The organism is Rhodocaloribacter sp., assembly GCF_056451265.1.
Genome location: NZ_JBWOPL010000032.1, coordinates 1 through 18,437, shown reverse-complemented (window position 1 = coordinate 18,437; position 18,437 = coordinate 1). Strand labels below are relative to the sequence as shown.

At 59.9% G+C, this 18,437-nt stretch carries 15 protein-coding genes; 1 reads left to right on the top strand and 14 read right to left on the bottom strand.

Translation table 11 applies throughout. From position 1 onward, the window contains the following. The 3 genes from groES to AC1HIY_RS04630 form a co-directional block, all read right to left on the bottom strand. The coding region (gene groES, locus AC1HIY_RS04640) for a co-chaperone GroES (RefSeq protein WP_479575543.1) at positions 1-261 on the bottom strand (261 nt) is incomplete at its 3' end. Between the two features lie 47 nt (positions 262-308). Next, a complete protein-coding gene (locus AC1HIY_RS04635; RefSeq protein ID WP_479575542.1) occupies positions 309-992 on the bottom strand; it encodes a porin family protein in 684 nt (227 codons plus the stop codon). 105 nt (positions 993-1,097) lie between these two features. Continuing rightward, a complete protein-coding gene (locus AC1HIY_RS04630; protein ID WP_479575541.1) occupies positions 1,098-1,361 on the bottom strand; it encodes a hypothetical protein in 264 nt (87 codons plus the stop codon). Positions 1,362-1,776: 415 nt separating this feature from the next. Here AC1HIY_RS04630 and rocF point away from each other — a divergent pair, with 415 nt between their 5' ends. Beyond that, complete coding sequence (gene rocF, locus AC1HIY_RS04625; protein ID WP_479575540.1) at positions 1,777-2,679, top strand: arginase; 903 nt, start codon at positions 1,777-1,779, stop codon at positions 2,677-2,679. Positions 2,680-2,792: 113 nt separating this feature from the next. On the opposite strand, the gene AC1HIY_RS04620 is transcribed toward rocF, so the two are convergent. From AC1HIY_RS04620 to murC, 11 genes are all read right to left on the bottom strand, one after another. Beyond that, the gene (locus AC1HIY_RS04620) at positions 2,793-5,231 is read right to left on the bottom strand and encodes a TonB-dependent receptor (RefSeq protein WP_479575539.1); all 2,439 of its coding nucleotides are present in this window, start codon (positions 5,229-5,231) and stop codon (positions 2,793-2,795) included. A 295-nt stretch (positions 5,232-5,526) separates the two neighbouring features. Beyond that, positions 5,527-6,834, bottom strand: coding sequence for a hypothetical protein (locus AC1HIY_RS04615; RefSeq protein WP_479575538.1), 1,308 nt, complete (start codon positions 6,832-6,834; stop codon positions 5,527-5,529). A gap of 423 nt (positions 6,835-7,257) precedes the next feature. Continuing rightward, on the bottom strand, positions 7,258-7,725 hold the full coding sequence (locus AC1HIY_RS04610) for a hypothetical protein (protein WP_479575537.1): 468 nt from the start codon (positions 7,723-7,725) through the stop codon (positions 7,258-7,260). Between the two features lie 43 nt (positions 7,726-7,768). After that, positions 7,769-10,630 carry a S8 family serine peptidase gene (locus tag AC1HIY_RS04605; protein ID WP_479575536.1) on the bottom strand — a complete coding sequence of 954 codons (2,862 nt, stop codon included), beginning with the start codon at positions 10,628-10,630 and terminating at the stop codon, positions 7,769-7,771. A 766-nt stretch (positions 10,631-11,396) separates the two neighbouring features. Continuing rightward, the gene (locus AC1HIY_RS04600; RefSeq protein ID WP_479575535.1) at positions 11,397-12,056 is read right to left on the bottom strand and encodes a hypothetical protein; all 660 of its coding nucleotides are present in this window, start codon (positions 12,054-12,056) and stop codon (positions 11,397-11,399) included. Positions 12,057-12,114: 58 nt separating this feature from the next. After that, complete coding sequence (locus tag AC1HIY_RS04595) at positions 12,115-12,339, bottom strand: hypothetical protein (protein ID WP_479575534.1); 225 nt, start codon at positions 12,337-12,339, stop codon at positions 12,115-12,117. A 780-nt stretch (positions 12,340-13,119) separates the two neighbouring features. Continuing rightward, the gene (locus tag AC1HIY_RS04590; RefSeq protein ID WP_479575533.1) at positions 13,120-13,371 is read right to left on the bottom strand and encodes a hypothetical protein; all 252 of its coding nucleotides are present in this window, start codon (positions 13,369-13,371) and stop codon (positions 13,120-13,122) included. Positions 13,372-13,423: 52 nt separating this feature from the next. Continuing rightward, positions 13,424-14,662, bottom strand: coding sequence for a cell division protein FtsZ (gene ftsZ, locus AC1HIY_RS04585; RefSeq protein WP_479575532.1), 1,239 nt, complete (start codon positions 14,660-14,662; stop codon positions 13,424-13,426). Between the two features lie 143 nt (positions 14,663-14,805). Beyond that, positions 14,806-16,077, bottom strand: a complete 1,272-nt coding sequence (gene ftsA, locus AC1HIY_RS04580) for a cell division protein FtsA (RefSeq protein WP_479575531.1) — start codon at positions 16,075-16,077, stop codon at positions 14,806-14,808. Between the two features lie 57 nt (positions 16,078-16,134). Continuing rightward, entirely contained in the window at positions 16,135-16,881 is a 747-nt protein-coding gene (locus AC1HIY_RS04575) for a cell division protein FtsQ/DivIB (RefSeq protein WP_479575530.1), read from the bottom strand. Further along, positions 16,878-18,350, bottom strand: coding sequence for a UDP-N-acetylmuramate--L-alanine ligase (murC, locus tag AC1HIY_RS04570; protein WP_479575529.1), 1,473 nt, complete (start codon positions 18,348-18,350; stop codon positions 16,878-16,880). The genes AC1HIY_RS04575 and murC overlap by 4 nt, the downstream gene beginning before the upstream one ends. Positions 18,351-18,437: the final 87 nt, after the last annotated feature.

Below are 18,437 nucleotides of genomic sequence, written 5' to 3'. Positions count from 1 at the left end.
CTCGCGCATGATGAGATAGTCCTCACCGTCGAGCTTGATCTCGGTGCCGGCGTACTTGCCGTAGAGCACCGTGTCGCCTTCCTTGACGGTCATGTCGATCTTCGTGCCGTTCTCGACGCGCCCCGGGCCGACGGCAATGACCGTCCCGCGCTGGGGCTTCTCTTTGGCCGTGTCGGGGATAAAGAGGCCACTGGCGGTCTGCTCTTCGGCAGGTTCAGGTTTGACGACCACGCGGTCGCCGAGCGGTTTGATGTGTGCCATGTTGCAATCCTCCATACGTTAGATGGGTAACGGGAAAAGTCGTTGTGTCAAAGGCCGACACCCACCGTGACGGTCCACCCGCGCATCCGGAAGTCGGGGCGGTGGTCGTCTCGGAAGAGGTTGGTCAGCCCGAGCGTGTACCGGGTGTCGAAGGAGAGCTTCCGACCCCACGCGTGTTTTTCGAAGCCCGCGCCGAAGGTCACGCCGAGCGTTCCGGTGCGATACTCGTCACTCGGATCGAAGCGCCCGGAAGGCTCCTGCGCGAAGTTCAGGTCGCGATAGAGGGTGAAGCTCGCCATCGGCCCGGCGAACAGATTCGGCTCGATGGAACGACCCGCAAAGGGATAGTATTTCAACAACACCGGGACGTCGAGCATGCCGAACGTATAGTCCACCGTTTCGGCGGGCAGAAGCACGCCCGTGTGATCGACATTGCCGGAACGGGTGGAGAAGAGCACCTCCGGCTGAATCGCGAAGCGACGATGGAACCGGTAGTTGAGATACACGCCGCCGCTGAAGCCGGCTTTGTCCTCCACGCGCCGGATGGCGTCTCCGGTGAAGTCGTTATAGAGGGCGCCCAGACGAATGCCGTAGGTCAGCTCCCCGGAAGCCGTCAGGGCCGGTTGCGCCGAAGAAACCTGGGCATACACGGGCATCAACATACCGGCGAGCACGAGCAAAACCAGAATCGCCGGCAAAACGTTGCGTAGGGAACGAGCGAGCGATTTCATGGCGTTCACCTCCTACTCTTCTCTCTGGTTCAAAGAATCCCTCTCTGGTTCAAAGAACATGATCGGATGCGTTGCGCCACGGGGCAGCCGGTCGCCCGAGCCGGTTCACACGATCAGGAAATGCCGCTCCGGACAAAAGTCCCGCCGGTATCGTGCGATCACCTTTGGTCCATTACGCACGTATTCCCACGGATGTCCGTCGCGTCGATAGACCGCGCCCTCCTCCGTCTCCGTCACGTCGAAGCCCCGCACGATGGCGTCGAACTTCGCCTCGCTGATCATCTCGACCTCGTAGTCGGGGGGCAACACCACGCGCGGCTTCCCGCCGGAGACGGCATCGCGAACCGGCGTCGTCGAGGTCTCCCACATGTTCTCCCCTTCGCGCAAGCGTCCGATGCAAAGTGACGATTGCCCCGCCCGCGCCGACGCCTCCGTACGGGATCGCACGAGGCGCCCGGCGCGAGGGGGCGAGCCGCCGCCGACTACGTCCCCGCCGCGCGCGCGGAACGGGAACCGGTGACGGCTTCCTTCCGCCCGCCTTTCAAGCCTTATGCCAAACACGCGGCTCTGTCAGTCTGACAAAACCGGGGCGGCCCCTTTGAAAAATAGGCAGAGCGATCCGGCGCGGCGCTCTTTAAAAATGTCAGATCGCGACGGCGCTCCTCCCCGATAATTCTTTTGCGAGGCATGCGCCGATTCCGTATGATGGGCGCGAAAAAGCGCTTCCGAACGACGGGGCAAACCCGCGTCCTCCTTTCCGAAACGACCCTTCCCCACGGAATTCATGACAGACCACCCCACCACTATTCGCCTGATCGGCGTGCCGATGGACCTCGGGCAAAGCCTGCGCGGGGTAGACATGGGGCCGAGCGCCCTGCGCTATGCCGAGGTTGCCGCCCGGCTCGGGCGCCTCGGCTACCGCGTCGAAGACACCGGAAACATCGAGGCGGCCGTGCGCGGCACGCTCGATGCGAAGCGGAACGGCCTGGCGTACCTGGAGGCCATCCGCGCCACATGCGCCCTCGTCTACGAGGCGGGCCGGCAAGCCCTCGCCGATGGATGCTTCCCCCTCTTCATCGGCGGCGACCACTCCATCGCCGTCGGCACCGTCGGCGGCGTGACGCACGAAGGGCCGGCGGGCGTGCTGTGGATCGACGCGCACGGGGACTACAATACGCCCGAGACCTCACCGAGCGGCAACATCCACGGGATGCCGCTGGCGGCGCTCATGGGCCTCGGCGCACCCGAGCTCGTAGACCTCGGACGGCCCGGCCCGAAGCTCCGCGCCGAAGATGTGATGGTCATTGCCCTGCGCGACCTCGACCCGTATGAACGCCGCATGCTCCGCGAGAGTCGCATGGGCATCTATACGATGAGCGAGATCGACGAACGGGGCATCGCCGAGGTCACCCGCGAAGCCCTCCGCCGCCTCGGCCACTGCGACCGCCTCCACGTCAGCCTCGACATGGACAGCCTCGACCCGATGTATGCGCCGGGCGTGGGCACGCCGGTGCCGGGCGGCCTTACCTTCCGCGAGGCGCACCTGCTCATGGAACTCCTCGCCGCCGACGGGCGCGTCGGCTCCGCCGACGTGGTCGAGATCAACCCCATGCTCGACGAGCGCAACCGCACCGCCGAGATGGCCGCCGAACTGCTCCTGTCGCTCCTCGGAAAGTCGATCCTCTGAGGGCGGGAATCAGCCCGTCGCGCGACATGACTCGTCGTGCATCATTCGTTTTCGGCAGCGTTGCGCTTTCCGAAAGTGCACCGGACGCCCAGAGAACGCCAATGCCCCGCGGCTTAAAATTCCATGCGAACGTGCAGGTTGAAGGTGCGTGGCGTCAACCGGGAAGGAATCCGCTGCCATATCCCATCCGCGTCGGGCGCCCAGTCATAGGTAATGGTGTTCACGTAGTTGAACATATTCAATATTTCCACTGAAATGTCAAGGCGAAGCGGTCGATCCCCGGACCACCATCCGGAAACGATTTTGAAAGCTTTTGCGATGCCGATGTCGGCGCGGGTGTAATTCGGATATCGAAAGGCGTTGCGGGTTGCCGGGGCTTGTATGACCGCGCCGCCCGCTCCGGGGCTGGGTCCGGGAGGGGTATAGGGAAAACCGGACCCATACAAAAATCGCAGGTTCAACTTCCACGTCGGATGTTCGGGAAGATAATCCTGGATAAAGAGGGAAAAGGTGTGCGTCTGATCAAAGGGACGAGGCAGCCAGCCTTCGTTCCGCGGGGTCGCAAAGCGGGGTAGAAAACGCTCCCGAGATTTCATGAAACTGTAATTCACCCAGCTTTCCAGCCCCGGAAGAAATTCGCCGTAAACCTGCAAATCCACGCCGTAAGCGAACCCGCGAGCGTCGTTTCGACCCGAATAGGACAGGCGAATATTTTCGACGTCGTAGGTAATCAGGCGGTCCAGCCTTTTGTAGTAGGCTTCGCCTCGAAAACGGAGATTTGACCGCGCCGGTCGAAAAGTTGCCCCGACGGTATACTGAAGGGCGCGTTGGGAACGGATGTCGCGATTGAGCGCATTCAAGAGGGGTTCGCCCGGTTCCGGATCCCCTCGAAGCTTCCGATAGGTAGGCGTCTGGTAATAGACCCCCCATGAGCCCGTCAGAGTGAGCGCTTCGGAAAAGCGCAGGCGCAAGGACAACCGGGGCGAAACGATAAGTTCGTCGTTGAAGGAAAAGTAATCCGCTCGGATTCCCGCCGTCAGTATCAACCGGCCCTGCTCGGGAAACAGGTCGAGGGCGTTCTGGAGATAGAGCGCGGTTCGAACGGCGCGCATTTCCGCTTCCCCGCGATAATCCTTGATGATCAGGCTGTCGGAAAGGTGCGCCTCGACGGATTGGGGTCTATCCAAAAAAGCTGTGCCGATGGAGTCGGGGATGCTTCCGACGATGGACGCTTCCGCCAGTCGATCCTCGAAGTACATACGCTGCACGACCCACCCGCCTTCGGCGGCGTACCGGGCTCCATGCGTCGTCCATCGTCCCTGCGCCGTCAGAGCGCGCACCCGGACGTCGTTCGAGAATTGCTTCTGTTGCAAAAAAGCACCGGTGGGCCTTCCTTCCAAGATCCCCCTTGCATCCAGCCCGACTTCATAGAGAACGCCCACGCCATTGACGCCGACGTTCTCGCGTTCCGAAGTTTCGAAATAACTGATTCCGTGCGTGGCGCTCCACTGGTTCGAGAGCCGCGTCTTGACGCGCACCCCCGCCAGATACGTCCCATACCGATCGTCCTCCGCCCCCTGAAAGGCAAATTGTGCACTCTGGAGTTTCGTAAAACTTCCAAACACGGTGCGTCGTTCTCGGGGCTCGAAGCGAAATCGGTTCTGCATCCGGACGCCCAGAACTTCCACTTCGACCGACGGCGTCAGCCTCGCGCCCAGCGCCGCCTGCACATCCGTGAAGTCCGGTTGATAGACGCCTTTGAGTTCCTGGGTCTGGAAAAGATGCTCTGCGTTTACCCGGCGCACTCCGACACTCCATCCGATCTTCCCCCGCATGGTGGAACCGCTTACAGCCGCGCTTTGCTCTAACAGGGAGGCAAAGAATGATCCGCGGACCGGGCTTTCATAGGGACGCTCGTAGCCGACGTCCAGAACCGAAGAGAGCTTGCCTCCGTAGCGCGCCGGGAATCCTCCCGTATAGAACGTGACGTGCTCCGCCATTCCGGGATTGATAATTCCATAGCCCTCCTGTTCTCCTTTTCGCAAACGGAAAGATCGATACACTTCATAGCCGTCAAGGTAGATCGCGTTTTCATTGAAACCGCCGCCGCGGACGGAGTATTCGCTCGAGAGTTCGTTATTGCTTGCGACGCCGGGCACGACCTTCAACGTGCGGAAACCGTCCCGCAGAGGAGCGGGGATCCGCATGATGTGTTCCGGGCTGATGCGATACCCTCCTTCCTCTTCGAAGCCTTGCGCCTCCATGACCTGAATTTCTTCCATTTCATAACCGGAAGCCTTCAGGGCAACGTTTAAAGTCGTCGTTCTCCCTTTTTTGACCACGACCGTATCGAGGTGCGGGACGTATCCTATGGCCGTGAATCGAAGGACGTGCCGACCGGCCGGCAGCCGGAGCACGTAGTCGCCTCGCTCATCCGAAGCGGCGCCGTAGCTGGTTTCCACGACGACCACGTGGGCGCCCACGACGGGAGTCTTCAGGTCCGCTTCAACGATGCGCCCGGCGACAGCGCCCCAATTAGGGTTTTGCGCCATACTTTCCGGAGCCGCCGGCGGCAGGCAGCAAATGACTAAAAACAGAATGATTAATAAGGGTCCTCTGACTGCCGCCGACATGATTCCGGATTTGCAATTCGTTGCTTCACGCCATTGTGGTCTTTGTGCGTCCTGTCATGCGCCCCTTTTTGATTGAGAAGGTGACCTACAAACCCAACAGCGATTTCATGCTCAAGCTCCGCTTGCTAAACCAGGTAAAGTGTACGCCCATGTCAAGTCAGGAGTCGGATGATTTTCAGATAGTTTACTACCGGTGATGGCTGTCACCAGCTCCTCACTCGAAGGTGACATGATAGATGTTCTTATCCAGTGCAGCAAAAACCAGATGTACGACATCATTTGCATCGACAAGCATATGCACATTCGATTTGGGTTCCAGTTCCGGATAAAGTCGCTGCGCCTTCGTCCATGTTCCGTTTCGCCGGGAAGCATAGAAATTGTCTATCCCGAAAGAAAGCGAATCCGACAATAAGCCACCGCCATGGCTCCAAATCAGGTGGAGAATGTCGTGGCTGTCAACAGCCAATTGCGGCGCGCGGAAAAAAAGGGAACGATGGGTGTATACCTGAGCGGGGACGGACCAACTACGCCCCCGGTTCATCGAATGGGTATACATCGTCGTGATGTACCCATTGTGCCGATCTTGGGAGTAGAAAGCCAAATGATAGACGCCTTTACTGTCAATGGCCAGCGATGGGTGATGACCCAGAGCATCTACATCATGAAACAAGACTACGGGGGCGCTCCATGCGCCGTTTCGATAGACTTGATAATAGAGATCATTGGCCACGCCTCGAACCCGAGAGGCATCCATGTAGACCAGATGCAAGGTGTCGGCTTGCATGAGGATGCGGGGCTGGCTGAAGGAACCGATACGGATCTTTTTCAGGAACTGTCCTTCGGATGAAAACACGAAGTGAAAAGTATCGTATCCCACATCGGCAACAAGGTGGATTTGGCCCGATCGGTCCGCCACCGGCCGACCGAGAATGATGGCGGGGTGCGGAATGGGGGGCACGGTGTCTGAAATCATTGCGGGAAAAGAACACATTTCTCCGTTCCAGTAACAATAGAAAAGTCGGGACGTAAAGACCTTATGATCAAGCCAATCTTGCTGAAGATCCGGGGTGATGCCGGTCCAGAAAAGGTGAGCGGTAGTAGAGGTTGTCCCAAGCACGGTTGCGGGAATAAACAGACCATATCCTTGAATGTCAGTGCGATGCATCCAGCGGGCGCCGTCGTAGAAGAAGTAGCCCAGATAAAAGCGTTCGTGGGGCAGAAGGGTGTCGGCGGGAATGCTTGTCACCAGATGGAGTTGACCGCTTCCGGAGCTTGAGAGTGCCGTGGGATAAGCAGGGATCCGTCGAGCAACTTCCGGAATGACTTTTATAGGGCGGGGCGGGGTCCAGGAGCGATATTCTACGAAGGGGACCTCGCCCGGAGAAGGTTCTTCCGTATACGACTCCGCGTTGACGGGCGAACTTTCCTGACAGGAAAACGCTGTCAGGCTTACCCATACCAGGCAATCCAGCCAAAGCAACAGGGTGAGTCGGTTAAAGAGACGGCTCATGATGATTTTCACTTACGGCTTTTAATAATGACCGCCGGATGTCCCTTTGGTCGAGAGTAGGATTTAATGCACAAGGGACGCGACAATAGATAGCTGAAATTGGATGCCTTAAACAGTAATTTTTCGTGCAACTCTGTAGAGATCGGCCATCTCATGCGGCGCCTGAATCGCCACACCATACTCCTCTTTCACCCTGACCCAATACGTTTTCCCGAGTGAAGCCCGAAGGGTTGGCCCGGCGGATTTATGCGCCTCGTATGGCGCACCGTTGGAACTCGAGTACCCGGGGCATCGGGCGCGGAATGTCCGGTGTGGCGTTTACACCCGGAGCAGCGGTGGGAGCTTCCGCGTGGGGAAAGGCCGCCGTCACGCGGTCTCAAAGTCTATAACCGCCGATAAACTTGTCGATACGAACCTTTCTTGGCCGAAAATGTGTCATTCGTATACCATGGTTTGAACCATCTCAGGATTACCGGGATCGTTCGGATCCTTTTGATACCAGTGATTGCCTTCGGCCTTTACGAGGTCCTCTTCCGAGAAGACCAGCGTAGGACAGGCAACTCCCGTAGTCTGAAATTTTACGGCCGTAGTTGGTCCCGCGACAAGCACCTCATCACTCTGGCGAAAGACGTTCAGGGTGGCGCCGTGCTCCAGGCTGTTCCATCCGCTTGGCCAGGCTGTGTATCTGGAAGCCGCCCAGGTTTTTACTTCCATGGCGCTTTGCCGTTCGACGCACACTTCACTCAAGGTATCAAGTGTGCCGCTCGATACGATGAGGGTTATCGGATTCTCCTCGCAGGTTTGCAGGTTCGGTTGCAACCGTTGAGCCTGCGCCGGCGCCGCAACGATCAAGAGACCTGTTCCGAGGATCAGGAGTGAGAGGAACGTCCATTTGTCCAACATTGAATCCTCCGCCGGTTTGGGTGAACGGATGGGCTGTTTCTGCTTATTTCATTAGAATCATCCGCTTCGTTGCCGTAAAGGAACCGGCCTGAATATGATAGAAGTAGATGCCGCTCGGGAACTCGGAAGCATTCCATTTTAAGCGATGAGAGCCCGCCTCCATGGTTGCATGCACAAGCGTGGCGACGTTCCGGCCCAGCGCATTGTACAGGGTTAATACGACGTATTCGCGCCGGGGGAGTTGGAAGCGAATTTCCGTATGAGGATTAAACGGATTGGGATAGTTCTGATCGAGCGTGTAGGTTTTCGGCAGCGTAGCCCTGGCCTTTTTTGCGACTTGGATCGCATGATCGGCCTGGAAGACGACCGGCTTCAACACCGCGTCTCCTTCTACGTAGGCGGCTCCCTGATCGCCATCGTCCCCGGGAGCGCCGATCAAAGCCACATTGCCGTTGAGGGCCACGGCTTTCCCGTACTCGTCGCCCGCAGCCCCATCGTATGCCGTCAACTTCATTACCTGCGTCCAGCTTATGGAAAGCGTTCCGTTCTGCCGGAAGAGATAGCTTGCCCCGGCGTTGTTGCCCTGGTCGTCGTCGCCGTAGGCGCCGATCAACGCGAGATTGCCGCTTAAGGCTACCGACGCTCCGAAGTGATCTCCACCGCCACCGGCCGTCACTTTCGCCTCCTGCGCCCAGGAAGAACCATTCCAGCGGAAAACGTAACCGGAACCTGAACCGCTTCCGTTATCGTCATCTCCGGGAGCGCCAATCAATGCGACGTTTCCACTGAGCGAGACCGTATCTCCGAAATTGTCATAGGCTGCGCCGTCATTGGGCGTCAGCTTGGTTTCTTGTGTCCAGGACGTTCCGTTCCAGCGAAAAATATAGACCGCGCCGGAGCCGTTGCCGTGATCGTCGTCGCCGCGCGCTCCGATTACTGCGATGTTGCCATTGAGCGCCAACGCTTCCCCGAAGTAATCGCCTCCGGCGCCATCATTGGGCGTCAGCTTGGTTTCTTGTGTCCAGGACGTTCCGTTCCAGCGAAAAACATAAACGGATCCGGAAGAGAATCCGCGGTCGTCATCGCCCCGTGCTCCGATCATGAGGACATCGCCACTGAGAGCGACGGCGTCTCCAAAGGTGTCGTAGGCGGCGCCGTCGGCGACGGTCAATTTGGTCTGTTGATTCCAAAAAGTGCCGTCCCATGTAAAAACATAGGCGGAGCCGGAAGAGGCGCCCTGGTCGTCGTCGAACGGGGCGCCGATGACAATCCAGTCGCCATCGACATCCACCGCTCGGCCGAACTGGTCGCCCAGCGCCCCGTCGAGGGCGACTATGGAGGTTTGTGTCCAGGCAGAGCCATTATACTGGTGGACGTAAGCTTCTCCTCGCAAGGAAAACGTACCGGGGGCGCCGGTAACGGCCACCTGGCCGCTGACGGCGACGGCGTACCCGTTATCCTCTGCGCCGAGCGAGACAAGTTTAGCGTCTGGCGGCGGCGCCAGAGCATTCAAGGCGGCATCTACGTTGATGCGAGGAGTAGTGACGCCGTTCCGAGCATCGTAGATCGATGTGCCGGTTGTCTCCAAGGCATTGAGCACATCGTCCACAGCGGCGGCTGGATTGCGAGCTTTCAATACCGCCCAGGCCCCGGCTACATGGGGCGCAGCCATCGAGGTCCCTCTGAAATCGTCGTAGGCACCGCCGGGCACCGATGAGTAGATCCATTCTCCCGGCGCCAGCAGATCCAGAAAATTGGCGCTGTTGGAAAATCCCGAGATTGCGTCTACTACCGTCCCTCCCGAGCCGTCCTGCGTAGAACCAACGCTGATTGCCGAAGAAATGCAGGCGGGGGCATTCAAAGCATCTATATCACCCGTATTGCCGGAGGCCGCTATGGTGGCGATCTGTGCACCTTTAAGAACGTCAACTTCATCTGCCCATACATGGGTATCGCATGGGGCCGTGTAGCGACCTTCTCCCAAACTCATATTCACAGATACGATGGAAAAATTATGTTCCATGAACAGCACATAGATGCGATCCAAACCACGTTCGATATCCATTGAATTTGCAAGAGCACAGGGCGAAGACATCCCGGCTCCCGTGCATATCGAGCCGAAAAATTCGGAAAATACTTGAATGGCGATGATATGGGCATCCCTCGCCACTCCGGCAAAACCGACGCCGGGCATCCCGATTCCATTGCCGGCGGCAATGCCGGCCACATGGGAGCCGTGGTCACAACCATCAATGTGGGCGGGACAGTTAACTCCGGACCCGGGATCTGTTTCAGCCGTGCCGCCCCCGGGACACAGGTTGGAGGAGTAACACGCCTCAGAGACGATCTTGCCCGAGAGAAAAGGGTGGTTACCGTCCACACCGGTATCGATGATTGCGATTGCGTAACCGTCGCCCGAGTACCCGCCTTCCCAGGCGTCGTCTGCGTTGATAAGCGGGATACTCTCCTGAAGTAAAGGCGGTATGAGTCTATCTTCATAGATGCGGACGACGAGCGGATGATTTGCCAGAAAACGTAATGCCGCAGCATCAACTTTCAAACCTATCTTAGGGATGTACGTCATACGACCGAGCAGTTCTGCTGCGAAAGGAGCCAGATCCTGAAGCAGTATCTCCTGTCTTTCAGCGATGACGGGTTTTCGCGCAGCCAGCCGCTGCCGGATGGGAAGTTCTTCCGGCAATTCAGGGATTCTGAGCTTGACGATCACCCGCACTTCTCCTTCCCGCTCGGCGCGAGCGATCAGCGAATCCAACTCGGGAGAAGCGATCTGAGCATAGAGTGGACACACCCCCAGCATTGCAAATGCAAATGTTGGCAAAATGTAAAAGAAAGACCATCTTCTCTTGCCGTTGTGCATCTTCTTGTCCGGGAATTGAACATTCATGACGGTTCCGATTCGATGGATTACTGTTGTGAAGAGCGAATGTCTGCAGATAGGAGCATGCTGAAAAGGGGGCCCATAACCCTACAAATCAGAGGCTTGAGGGGCGTATGCCGGCATGCACAAATGCCCCGCATTGGGAGCATGGAAGCCTTCATAAATCGTCGATATTGAACAAAAAAGGGGCTTACCCCTACGAGACCTGTGCTAAAAAGCGCAATTTTTCATGCGCCTGGCTTGAGGCTTGGGACGACGTGCTCACTGGAGATATGACCCAATAGAGTGTAAGACAAAAAAAACAACTAAAAGGTAAAAACAATTACCCTTTTCTCTCCAAGCTTGAAGTTTCACGTGCTCCATTCACGCATCCGCTCCCATGCTCGACGAGCGCAACCGCACCGCCGAGCCGGCCGCCGAACTGCTCCTGTCGCTCCTCGGCAAGTCGATCCTCTGAGGGCGGCAGGCATCGCCCCTTCCGGACGCTGAGGAAGACCTCTCCACGCGACCTGTACTGTCTACGACCGCCGCTCAATTCCTCACAAGAAAAAAGAACTCATCCGTCAACGGTGTTTCTTCACGTCCCATCTTTTGAGCCCAAAGGACGAACCTTACGCCCCTCGGCGTCTTTGCGCACCTCCGGATCCAAACGAACAAACGCCGCGCCTCCTCACGGAGACGCGGCGTTCGCGAAACATCCCGAAACGCTAAAGGGCTTTTCTCAAAAGCCTCGCACTCTATGCCGTCACTCCTTGCCCTCTTGAAGTCCCCCTCAACGCTTCAGATCCCTATCCATCAGTTGCGCCAGATCACCGATAGCCTTTTGCACGGCTTGGAAACGAGCATCCCGGCCCTGTTTCAAACGCAACACGACCTCCTCGTTTACACCTCCCACCTCACACTCCGGGCATGTTTCCGAAAGCCATGATATGGCCGCTTCCGTGCTTTGATGAGCAACCCTCGATATTTCCTCCGGCGCCCAATACCCTTGCAGCGTTGCAAGGGCCTTCGTCAGCAAGGGAGCGCTTGGATTTTCGTTCTTTGCCAGAAGACTTGTATAATACCCGATAGCATCAAGATTTTTCTCCTTGGCATCAAGCAATTGAGGCAACAATTCAAGCGACACCATCTGTTCCAGGAAATACCACTCCGGACCGCTATGACGTTCCAACAGTTCTTGCGCTGTACGATTCTTTTCAGTTAAATCTTTATCGGATTTCAAAATATTGCTTATCTCCGCAAATACGCGCATGGATGCAGCCATCGCCTTGTGCCTGCCTTCTTCGCTCTTTTGAGCAACCTCCGTAGCCGGAGCCACAACAACCAGTAAAGACGCAGGTTCAACCTCAATGCTTTCAGGTTTTCGGTCCGGCGCCTGGTCACAGGCTCCAAGAACAAAAACGACTGTGAGTACAGATAGGATTTTCTTCATAGCACATCACCTTCGAAAGTTTTTCGGCTTAAAAAATGTTTTTCAAGAGCTTTCATGCTCAAGAGCACCAGGCGCCAATCGCACCATAAACGGCGTAATAATTCTGTCCTCCATCACAACTTGTCGCATTCCAACCATATCCCGAGTTATCGGGATCTTCCGTGAGAATATGATGACAACCAAATTCATCATTATATTCACACTGATCGGGCAATGACCACAAAGGCTCAGCCGTTGCGAAAAATATTGCCGACAGCATCATTAAGGCGAAAATTTTCTTCATGACAGTCTTTGTTTGATTTGACATACGTGTATTAACCTAAAAGCACTTTGCTTATCCAATTTACAGTTTGGATTTACAAGAGAGCTGTTTCATAAGAAAAAAAAAGAATTGGGCTGTCAAGGGTATTTTTCCACACCCTGCTCTTTTTCACACCTGCTGCGAGGATTTCACCCTACAGCGCCAGCACCCAAGCATGGAAGAGAAGATGACAAACTATTGATAATACCAATTCTGTTTACCGATGTCGAGACAACCTCTCATGCGTTAGGGTGTAAAGGATGCGCCGACGAAAGGCAATGGCAACCTTACGCAATACGCACTACGAAGTGGAAGATCCACGCCGGTAAACAGGTTCTTGCGATACGGACACCACAGGTTGAATTAGTATAAAAACAACGTCTATCGCGGAGGTTACGGTTGCCGGTATCAACGCCCCGAAAGAGCAGTATACGCCTACATGGACATGAAACGCCACGTCATGAATTTTTCCATCTGAAATTATCGTCATCCCGGACGCAACCCACAGGGGCGACCGGCCGGTCGCCCGTGCAAAACGTATGGCGCGACGTTCGGAATCGGGCGCCTGGCGGGAAGGAGCCCGCCATTGCATCCCCCATACCCCCACACAGATCGAACGCCGGGGCAACGTTATCGCCTCCCAATGCTCCGACGAACAAACGCCGCGCCTCCTCACGGAGACGCGGCGTTCGCCTTAACGAACCTCAAGCTCCCGAAGCGCGCCGGGTGTTGCGACGCTCCGGAGAGAAGAAACGGCCTTGCTCAGGGACCGTGAACGGGACTGGAGGACCCGTGTCGTTTCGGGTTCGTTAGAAAAATAATCCTCGGTGATGACACTGGTGCGTCAGTCCGGAACGTCTGCCCCGCCTCATCGACGCTCCCTTCGAGCTCCGGCTCCGCCGGCAGGGAGACGTGGAAGACGGCGCGAAACAGCAGCAGCATGGCCACGCTGAACTCGATCAGGCACACCAGGCCGAGCCCGCAGACGGCGAGGTAAAAAAGCCATGTATGCATATGCCGCCCTCCATGAAGGTTGCATGCGTCCGGGGAAATGACCGGGACCGGGTCAGTCCATCATCCGCTTCAGAAACATCGGGATCTCGTCGCCGTCGCTGAGGATGCGTTCGGAGCGTTCCTTGAGGCCGTCCATGCGGAGGCGGCGCACCTTGCCCCCGCGCTCCGGCGCGCCCGTCTCCTGCTTCGGAGGCGTGCCCCGGCGCACATAGGCCGGCACGTCGAGGTTTTTCAGGTTCTCCTCCCCCTTGTAATGGTAGGCCGGTCCTTCGGGCTGGAGCGGGACCGTCCGGCGCACGCTCGTCTCGTTCCGGCGGTCGGACTTGTCGAAGCCCGTGGCGATGACCGTGATGCGCAGATCCTCGCCCATGGCCTCGTCGATGACGGTGCCGAAGATGACCTCCACGTCTTCCCCTGCCTCGCGCTGGATGATGCTCGTGGCGCGCGTGGCTTCGCGGATGCCGAGCGAGCGCCCGGCGGTGATGTTGACCAGCACGTTGCGCGCCCCGGCAATGTCGACGCCTTCGAGCAGGGGGCTCTCGATGGCTTCGTGCGCCGCCCGCTCGGCGCGGTTGTCTCCGGAGGCCGTGGCCGAGCCCATGAGCGCCGTGCCGCCGTTCTCCATGGTCGTCTTCACGTCGGCGAAGTCGAGGTTGATCAGGCCGTGCACCGTGATCAGGTCGCTGATGCCGCGCGTGGCGTTATAGAGCACGTCGTCGGCCATCTTGAAGGCCTCGATGAGCGTGGCGTCCTCGGCGATGTCGAGCAGGCGTTCGTTCGAGATGATGATGAGCGTATCGACATTTTCGCGGAGCTTTGCGATGCCGGCCTCCGCCGCCGCCAGACGCTTGCGCCCTTCGGCTTCGAACGGCTTCGTGACGATGGCCACGGTGAGGATGCCCAGACTCCGGGCGATCTCCGCCACCACGGGCGCGCCGCCGGTGCCCGTTCCGCCGCCCATCCCGGCGGTGATGAAGGCCATGTCGAAGCCCCGGATCATGCTCTCGATCTCCTCCCGGCTCTCCTTCACGGCGTCCTCGCCGATGTTCGGGCGCGCCCCGGCGCCCAGCCCTTTCGTCACCTCCCGCCCGGCCTGAATCTTTCCCGTCGCCAGGTTCTCCTTGAGCGCCTGTTTGTCGGTGTTGATCGCAAAAAACTCGACGCCCTGAATCCCCTGACTCACCATATTATTGATGGCGTTGCCGCCGCCGCCGCCGACGCCGACGACGCAAATCTTGGCTTCTTCGTTCGAGCGTTCATCGAACGCAAAGTGGTTGCTAAACTTCTCCATGGGTTCCTCCAGTTGGTAGTTCGGTTCTGACGTTGCCCTTGTTTTGCCCCTCCGGATTGAGCGTTTCCGAAGGTCTTTCCCCGCACACCGGCCCCGGACGCACACCCGTCGTGTCCGCGGCCGTTGGCGCGCAAGGCTCCGATCTATAGTTCATCGAACCAGCTTTTCATCCGGCTCGCGATTTTGTTCACGAGGGTCTCGCCCGGCACGGTCTCTCCGACGAGTTCGCCCATGTCGCTTCGGAACGGCGTGCCGCCGATCATCTCGGGCCGCAGGCCGTAGAGCACGAGGCCCACGGCGGTGGCGAACTTGGGGTCGCACACTTCTTCGACGAGGCCGCCGCCCAGCCCCATCGGACGCCCCACGCGCGTCTCCATGCCCAGCACCTCGGCGGCGAGCTCCGCCGTGCCGGGGATGAGCGAGCCGCCCCCGGTGAGCACCACCCCGCCCGAGAGGTGGCTCATGTATTTGCTCCGTTCGATCTCGATGCCGACGATCTCGAGGATTTCTTCCATGCGCGGCTGGATGATCTGGGCGAGCGTGCTTCGCCCGATGCTCTTGTCCGAACGGCCCCCGATGCCGGGAATGCTGATCCGTTCGTCCTCGTCCACGACGTCGACGATGGCGATGCCGAAGTCACACTTGAGGCGTTCGGCCTGATCCCGCATGACGCCGAGGCCCTTCCGGATGTCGTCCGTGACCTTGTTTCCGGCGATGGCGATGACGGCGGTGTGCCGGATGGTGTTGTCCTCGAAGACGGCGATGTCCGTGGTGCCGCCGCCGATGTCGATGAGGGCCACGCCGACCTCTTTCTCGTCCGGATGAAGCACGGAGAAGGACGAGCCGAGCGGTTCGAGCACGATGTCGGCCACCTGATAGCCGGCCTTCTCGATGCACCGGTAGATGTTCTTCACGGCGGAGACGAGGCCGGTGATGATGTGGACGTTGGCCTCCAGGCGGACGCCGCTCATGCCCACGGGGTCGGCCACGCCGTCCTGCCCGTCGACGATGAAGTCCTGCGGGATGACGTGGAGGATTTCCCGGTCGGCGGGCGTGGGCATGGCCATGTAGGTGGTGTCTTCGAGCAGGCGGTGCACGTCGGCTTCGGTGATCTCGCCGTCGCGGTTCGAGACGGCGACGACGCCCCGGCTCTGGAGGCTTTGCACGTGGTCGCCCGCGATGCCGACGATGACGCTCTGCACGCGCACGCCCGCCACGCGCTCGGCCTCGCTGACGGCTTCGCGCACCGCCGCCACCGTCCGGTCGATGTTGACCACCACGCCCCGGTTGAGCCCGTCCGAGGGGGCGAGCCCCATGCCGAGCACGTTAATGCGCCCGTGGTCGTCCACCGAGGCGACGACGGCGCATACCTTCGTGGTTCCGATGTCCAGACCCACAACGATGCGTTCATTCATGATGCTGACCCTGATTTACCGTGTGTAGCTCCGTGTTCATGCGATCTATGGTTATGCTTATTGTTCTTCGGTGACGATCCGGCTCTCGAAGCGGAGGTCGATGAGGCGGAAGGCCTTGTCCGGACGGGGCAGCACGGCCTGTTGCCAGAAGGCGTGCAGCCGCGCGAGCTTTTCGGAGAAGTCTGTGCGCCCGAGCCGCACGGGAACGGCCCCGTGCACGCCGTCGGGGGTGGTGTACACCCACAGCTCGTTCCCGGCGCGCACCTCCACTTCGGAGACGAGCGCTTCCTCTTCGGGCGGCGCGGCGGCCAGCGCGGCGAGCAGCGCGCGCACCTCCGCCTGCTCGACGGGCTGCACCGGGTGGTACGGCTGCCGCAGCCCCCGCACGAGCGGCACGTCGTGGACGATGCCCGGCGTCAGGGGCATCTGCGCGCCGGCGGCGTCGAGGTAGTGCGACGGCATGCCCGTGCGGTCGAGCACGAGCGCCACGGGCCGCCGCTCGCGCACCTCGATGGCGAGCGTGCCCGTCGGCAGACGCGCCACCTCCGCCTCGGCCACCCACGGATGCCGCGTCACCCGGTCGGCCACGAGCGCCGGATCGACGTCGAACAGCACCATGCCGGTGTCCACCCGCGCCAGATCGAGAATCGCTTCCCGCTCGGCATGGCGCATCCCCGATACCTCGATGGTCCGGCACGTCAGGCCGGAGAGCCAGTGCCATCCCAACGCGCCGACGACGCCGAGCGCCAGCATCACCGGCAATGCGGCCATCCAGGCCCGACGTCCGGGTTTCGCTTTCGTCATGTGCTTGCTCCGTTTGTGTCCCGTGTGGAGGTAGAGGCGTTCTCGGCCTCCCGTTTTTTCAAGGCTGTCAGGAGCTTTCGCCCGTATCGCCAGACGTCGCCCGCACCGAGGGTGAGGATCACGTCGCCGGGGCGCGCGAGGGCGGCCACATAATCGGGCATGGCGGCTTTGTCCGGCACGTCGTGCACGTCGCGATGACCGAAGCGCCTGGCGAGGTCCGCCACGAGGCTGCCCGTGACGCCCGGCGCCGGCTCCTCGCGCGCGCCGTACACGTCCATGACCACGAGCGTGTCGGCGTTGAAAAAGGCCCGCGCAAAGTCCTCTTTGAAATCACGCGTTCGCGAGTACAGGTGCGGTTGAAAGACGGCGACGATGCGGCGGTCCGGGAAGGCGTCGGAAGCGGCTTCGAGCGTGGCCCGCACCTCGGTCGGATGGTGCGCGTAGTCGTCGATGACGAGCGCGCCGGCGGCCTCGCCGATGGGTTCGAAGCGCCGGTGCACGCCCGAGTATTTCGCCAGCGCCGCGCGGATGCTTTCGAAAGGGATCTCGAGCTCGAGACCCACGGCCACGGCGGCCAGCGCATTTTGCACGTTGAACGTCCCCGGCACGCGCAGCGCGACCGCGCCGAGCGTCTCTCCCCCGGCGATCACTTCGAAGCGCGTCGTCAGCCCTTCGTGTGTGAGATTCTCGGCGCGGACGTCCGCCTGCCGGGTCAGCCCGTAGGTCACCACGCGCCGGTCGATGCGGCTGACGACGGCCTGCACGTTCGGATCGTCGAGGCAGAGCAGGGCCGCCCCGAAGAAGGGCACCGAGTTGGCATATTGGACGAAGGCGTCCATGAGGTCGTCGAGGTCTTCGTAGATGTCGAGGTGTTCGGCCTCGATGTTCGTCACGACGGCGAGCGAGGGGGTCAGTCGGAGGAAGGTGCGGTCGTATTCGTCGGCTTCGATGACGATCACGTCGCCTTCGCCCGCGACGGCGTTCGAGTCGAAGACGGCCACCTTGCCGCCGACGATGATGGTCGGGTCGAAGCCGCCCTCGGCCACGACGAGGCCGGTCATCGAGGTGGTGGTCGTCTTGCCGTGCGTGCCGGCGATGCCGACGCCGAATTTCATCCGCATGAGCTCGCCGAGCATGACCGCGCGGGGGATGAGCGGGATGCCGCGCCGGGTGGCTTCGAGGGTCTCCGGGTTGCGCGCCGGGTCCACCGCCGAGGAGTGGACGACCACGCCGGCGTCGCCCACCTGCTCGGCGGCGTGGCCTTCGAAGATCACCGCGCCGAGCGTTTCGAGGCGGGCGGTGACGTCGCTCTTCTTCAGGTCGGAGCCGGTCACGCGGTAGCCGCGGCTCAGGAGCACCTCGGCGATGGAGCTCATCCCGATGCCGCCGATGCCCACCATGTGGACGTGGCGGATGCGCCCCAGGAAGGGTTGCCGTCTCCGTTCGCTCTGTTCGGGATTACGTGTCATGCCTGCGTTTCCGGTGCGTGGTGCGGCTTTCTCCGGGCCAGGTGAAGCACGGCGCGCGCGATGCGCTCGGCGGCGTCGGGGCGGGCC

What these genes read in the sequence shown, in the direction of transcription:
- AC1HIY_RS04610 (WP_479575537.1), bottom strand. Translation starts at nt 7,725, where the DNA reads ATGTTGGACAAATGGACGTTCCTCTCACTCCTGATCCTCGGAACAGGT.
- AC1HIY_RS04605 (WP_479575536.1), bottom strand. Translation starts at nt 10,630, where the DNA reads ATGAATGTTCAATTCCCGGACAAGAAGATGCACAACGGCAAGAGAAGA.
- AC1HIY_RS04635 (WP_479575542.1), bottom strand. Translation starts at nt 992, where the DNA reads ATGAAATCGCTCGCTCGTTCCCTACGCAACGTTTTGCCGGCGATTCTG.
- AC1HIY_RS04595 (WP_479575534.1), bottom strand. Translation starts at nt 12,339, where the DNA reads ATGAAGAAAATTTTCGCCTTAATGATGCTGTCGGCAATATTTTTCGCA.
- AC1HIY_RS04630 (WP_479575541.1), bottom strand. Translation starts at nt 1,361, where the DNA reads ATGTGGGAGACCTCGACGACGCCGGTTCGCGATGCCGTCTCCGGCGGG.
- AC1HIY_RS04575 (WP_479575530.1), bottom strand. Translation starts at nt 16,881, where the DNA reads ATGACGAAAGCGAAACCCGGACGTCGGGCCTGGATGGCCGCATTGCCG.
- rocF (WP_479575540.1), top strand. Translation starts at nt 1,777, where the DNA reads ATGACAGACCACCCCACCACTATTCGCCTGATCGGCGTGCCGATGGAC.
- ftsA (WP_479575531.1), bottom strand. Translation starts at nt 16,077, where the DNA reads ATGAATGAACGCATCGTTGTGGGTCTGGACATCGGAACCACGAAGGTA.
- AC1HIY_RS04620 (WP_479575539.1), bottom strand. Translation starts at nt 5,231, where the DNA reads ATGGCGCAAAACCCTAATTGGGGCGCTGTCGCCGGGCGCATCGTTGAA.
- ftsZ (WP_479575532.1), bottom strand. Translation starts at nt 14,662, where the DNA reads ATGGAGAAGTTTAGCAACCACTTTGCGTTCGATGAACGCTCGAACGAA.
- AC1HIY_RS04600 (WP_479575535.1), bottom strand. Translation starts at nt 12,056, where the DNA reads ATGAAGAAAATCCTATCTGTACTCACAGTCGTTTTTGTTCTTGGAGCC.
- AC1HIY_RS04590 (WP_479575533.1), bottom strand. Translation starts at nt 13,371, where the DNA reads ATGCATACATGGCTTTTTTACCTCGCCGTCTGCGGGCTCGGCCTGGTG.
- murC (WP_479575529.1), bottom strand. Translation starts at nt 18,350, where the DNA reads ATGACACGTAATCCCGAACAGAGCGAACGGAGACGGCAACCCTTCCTG.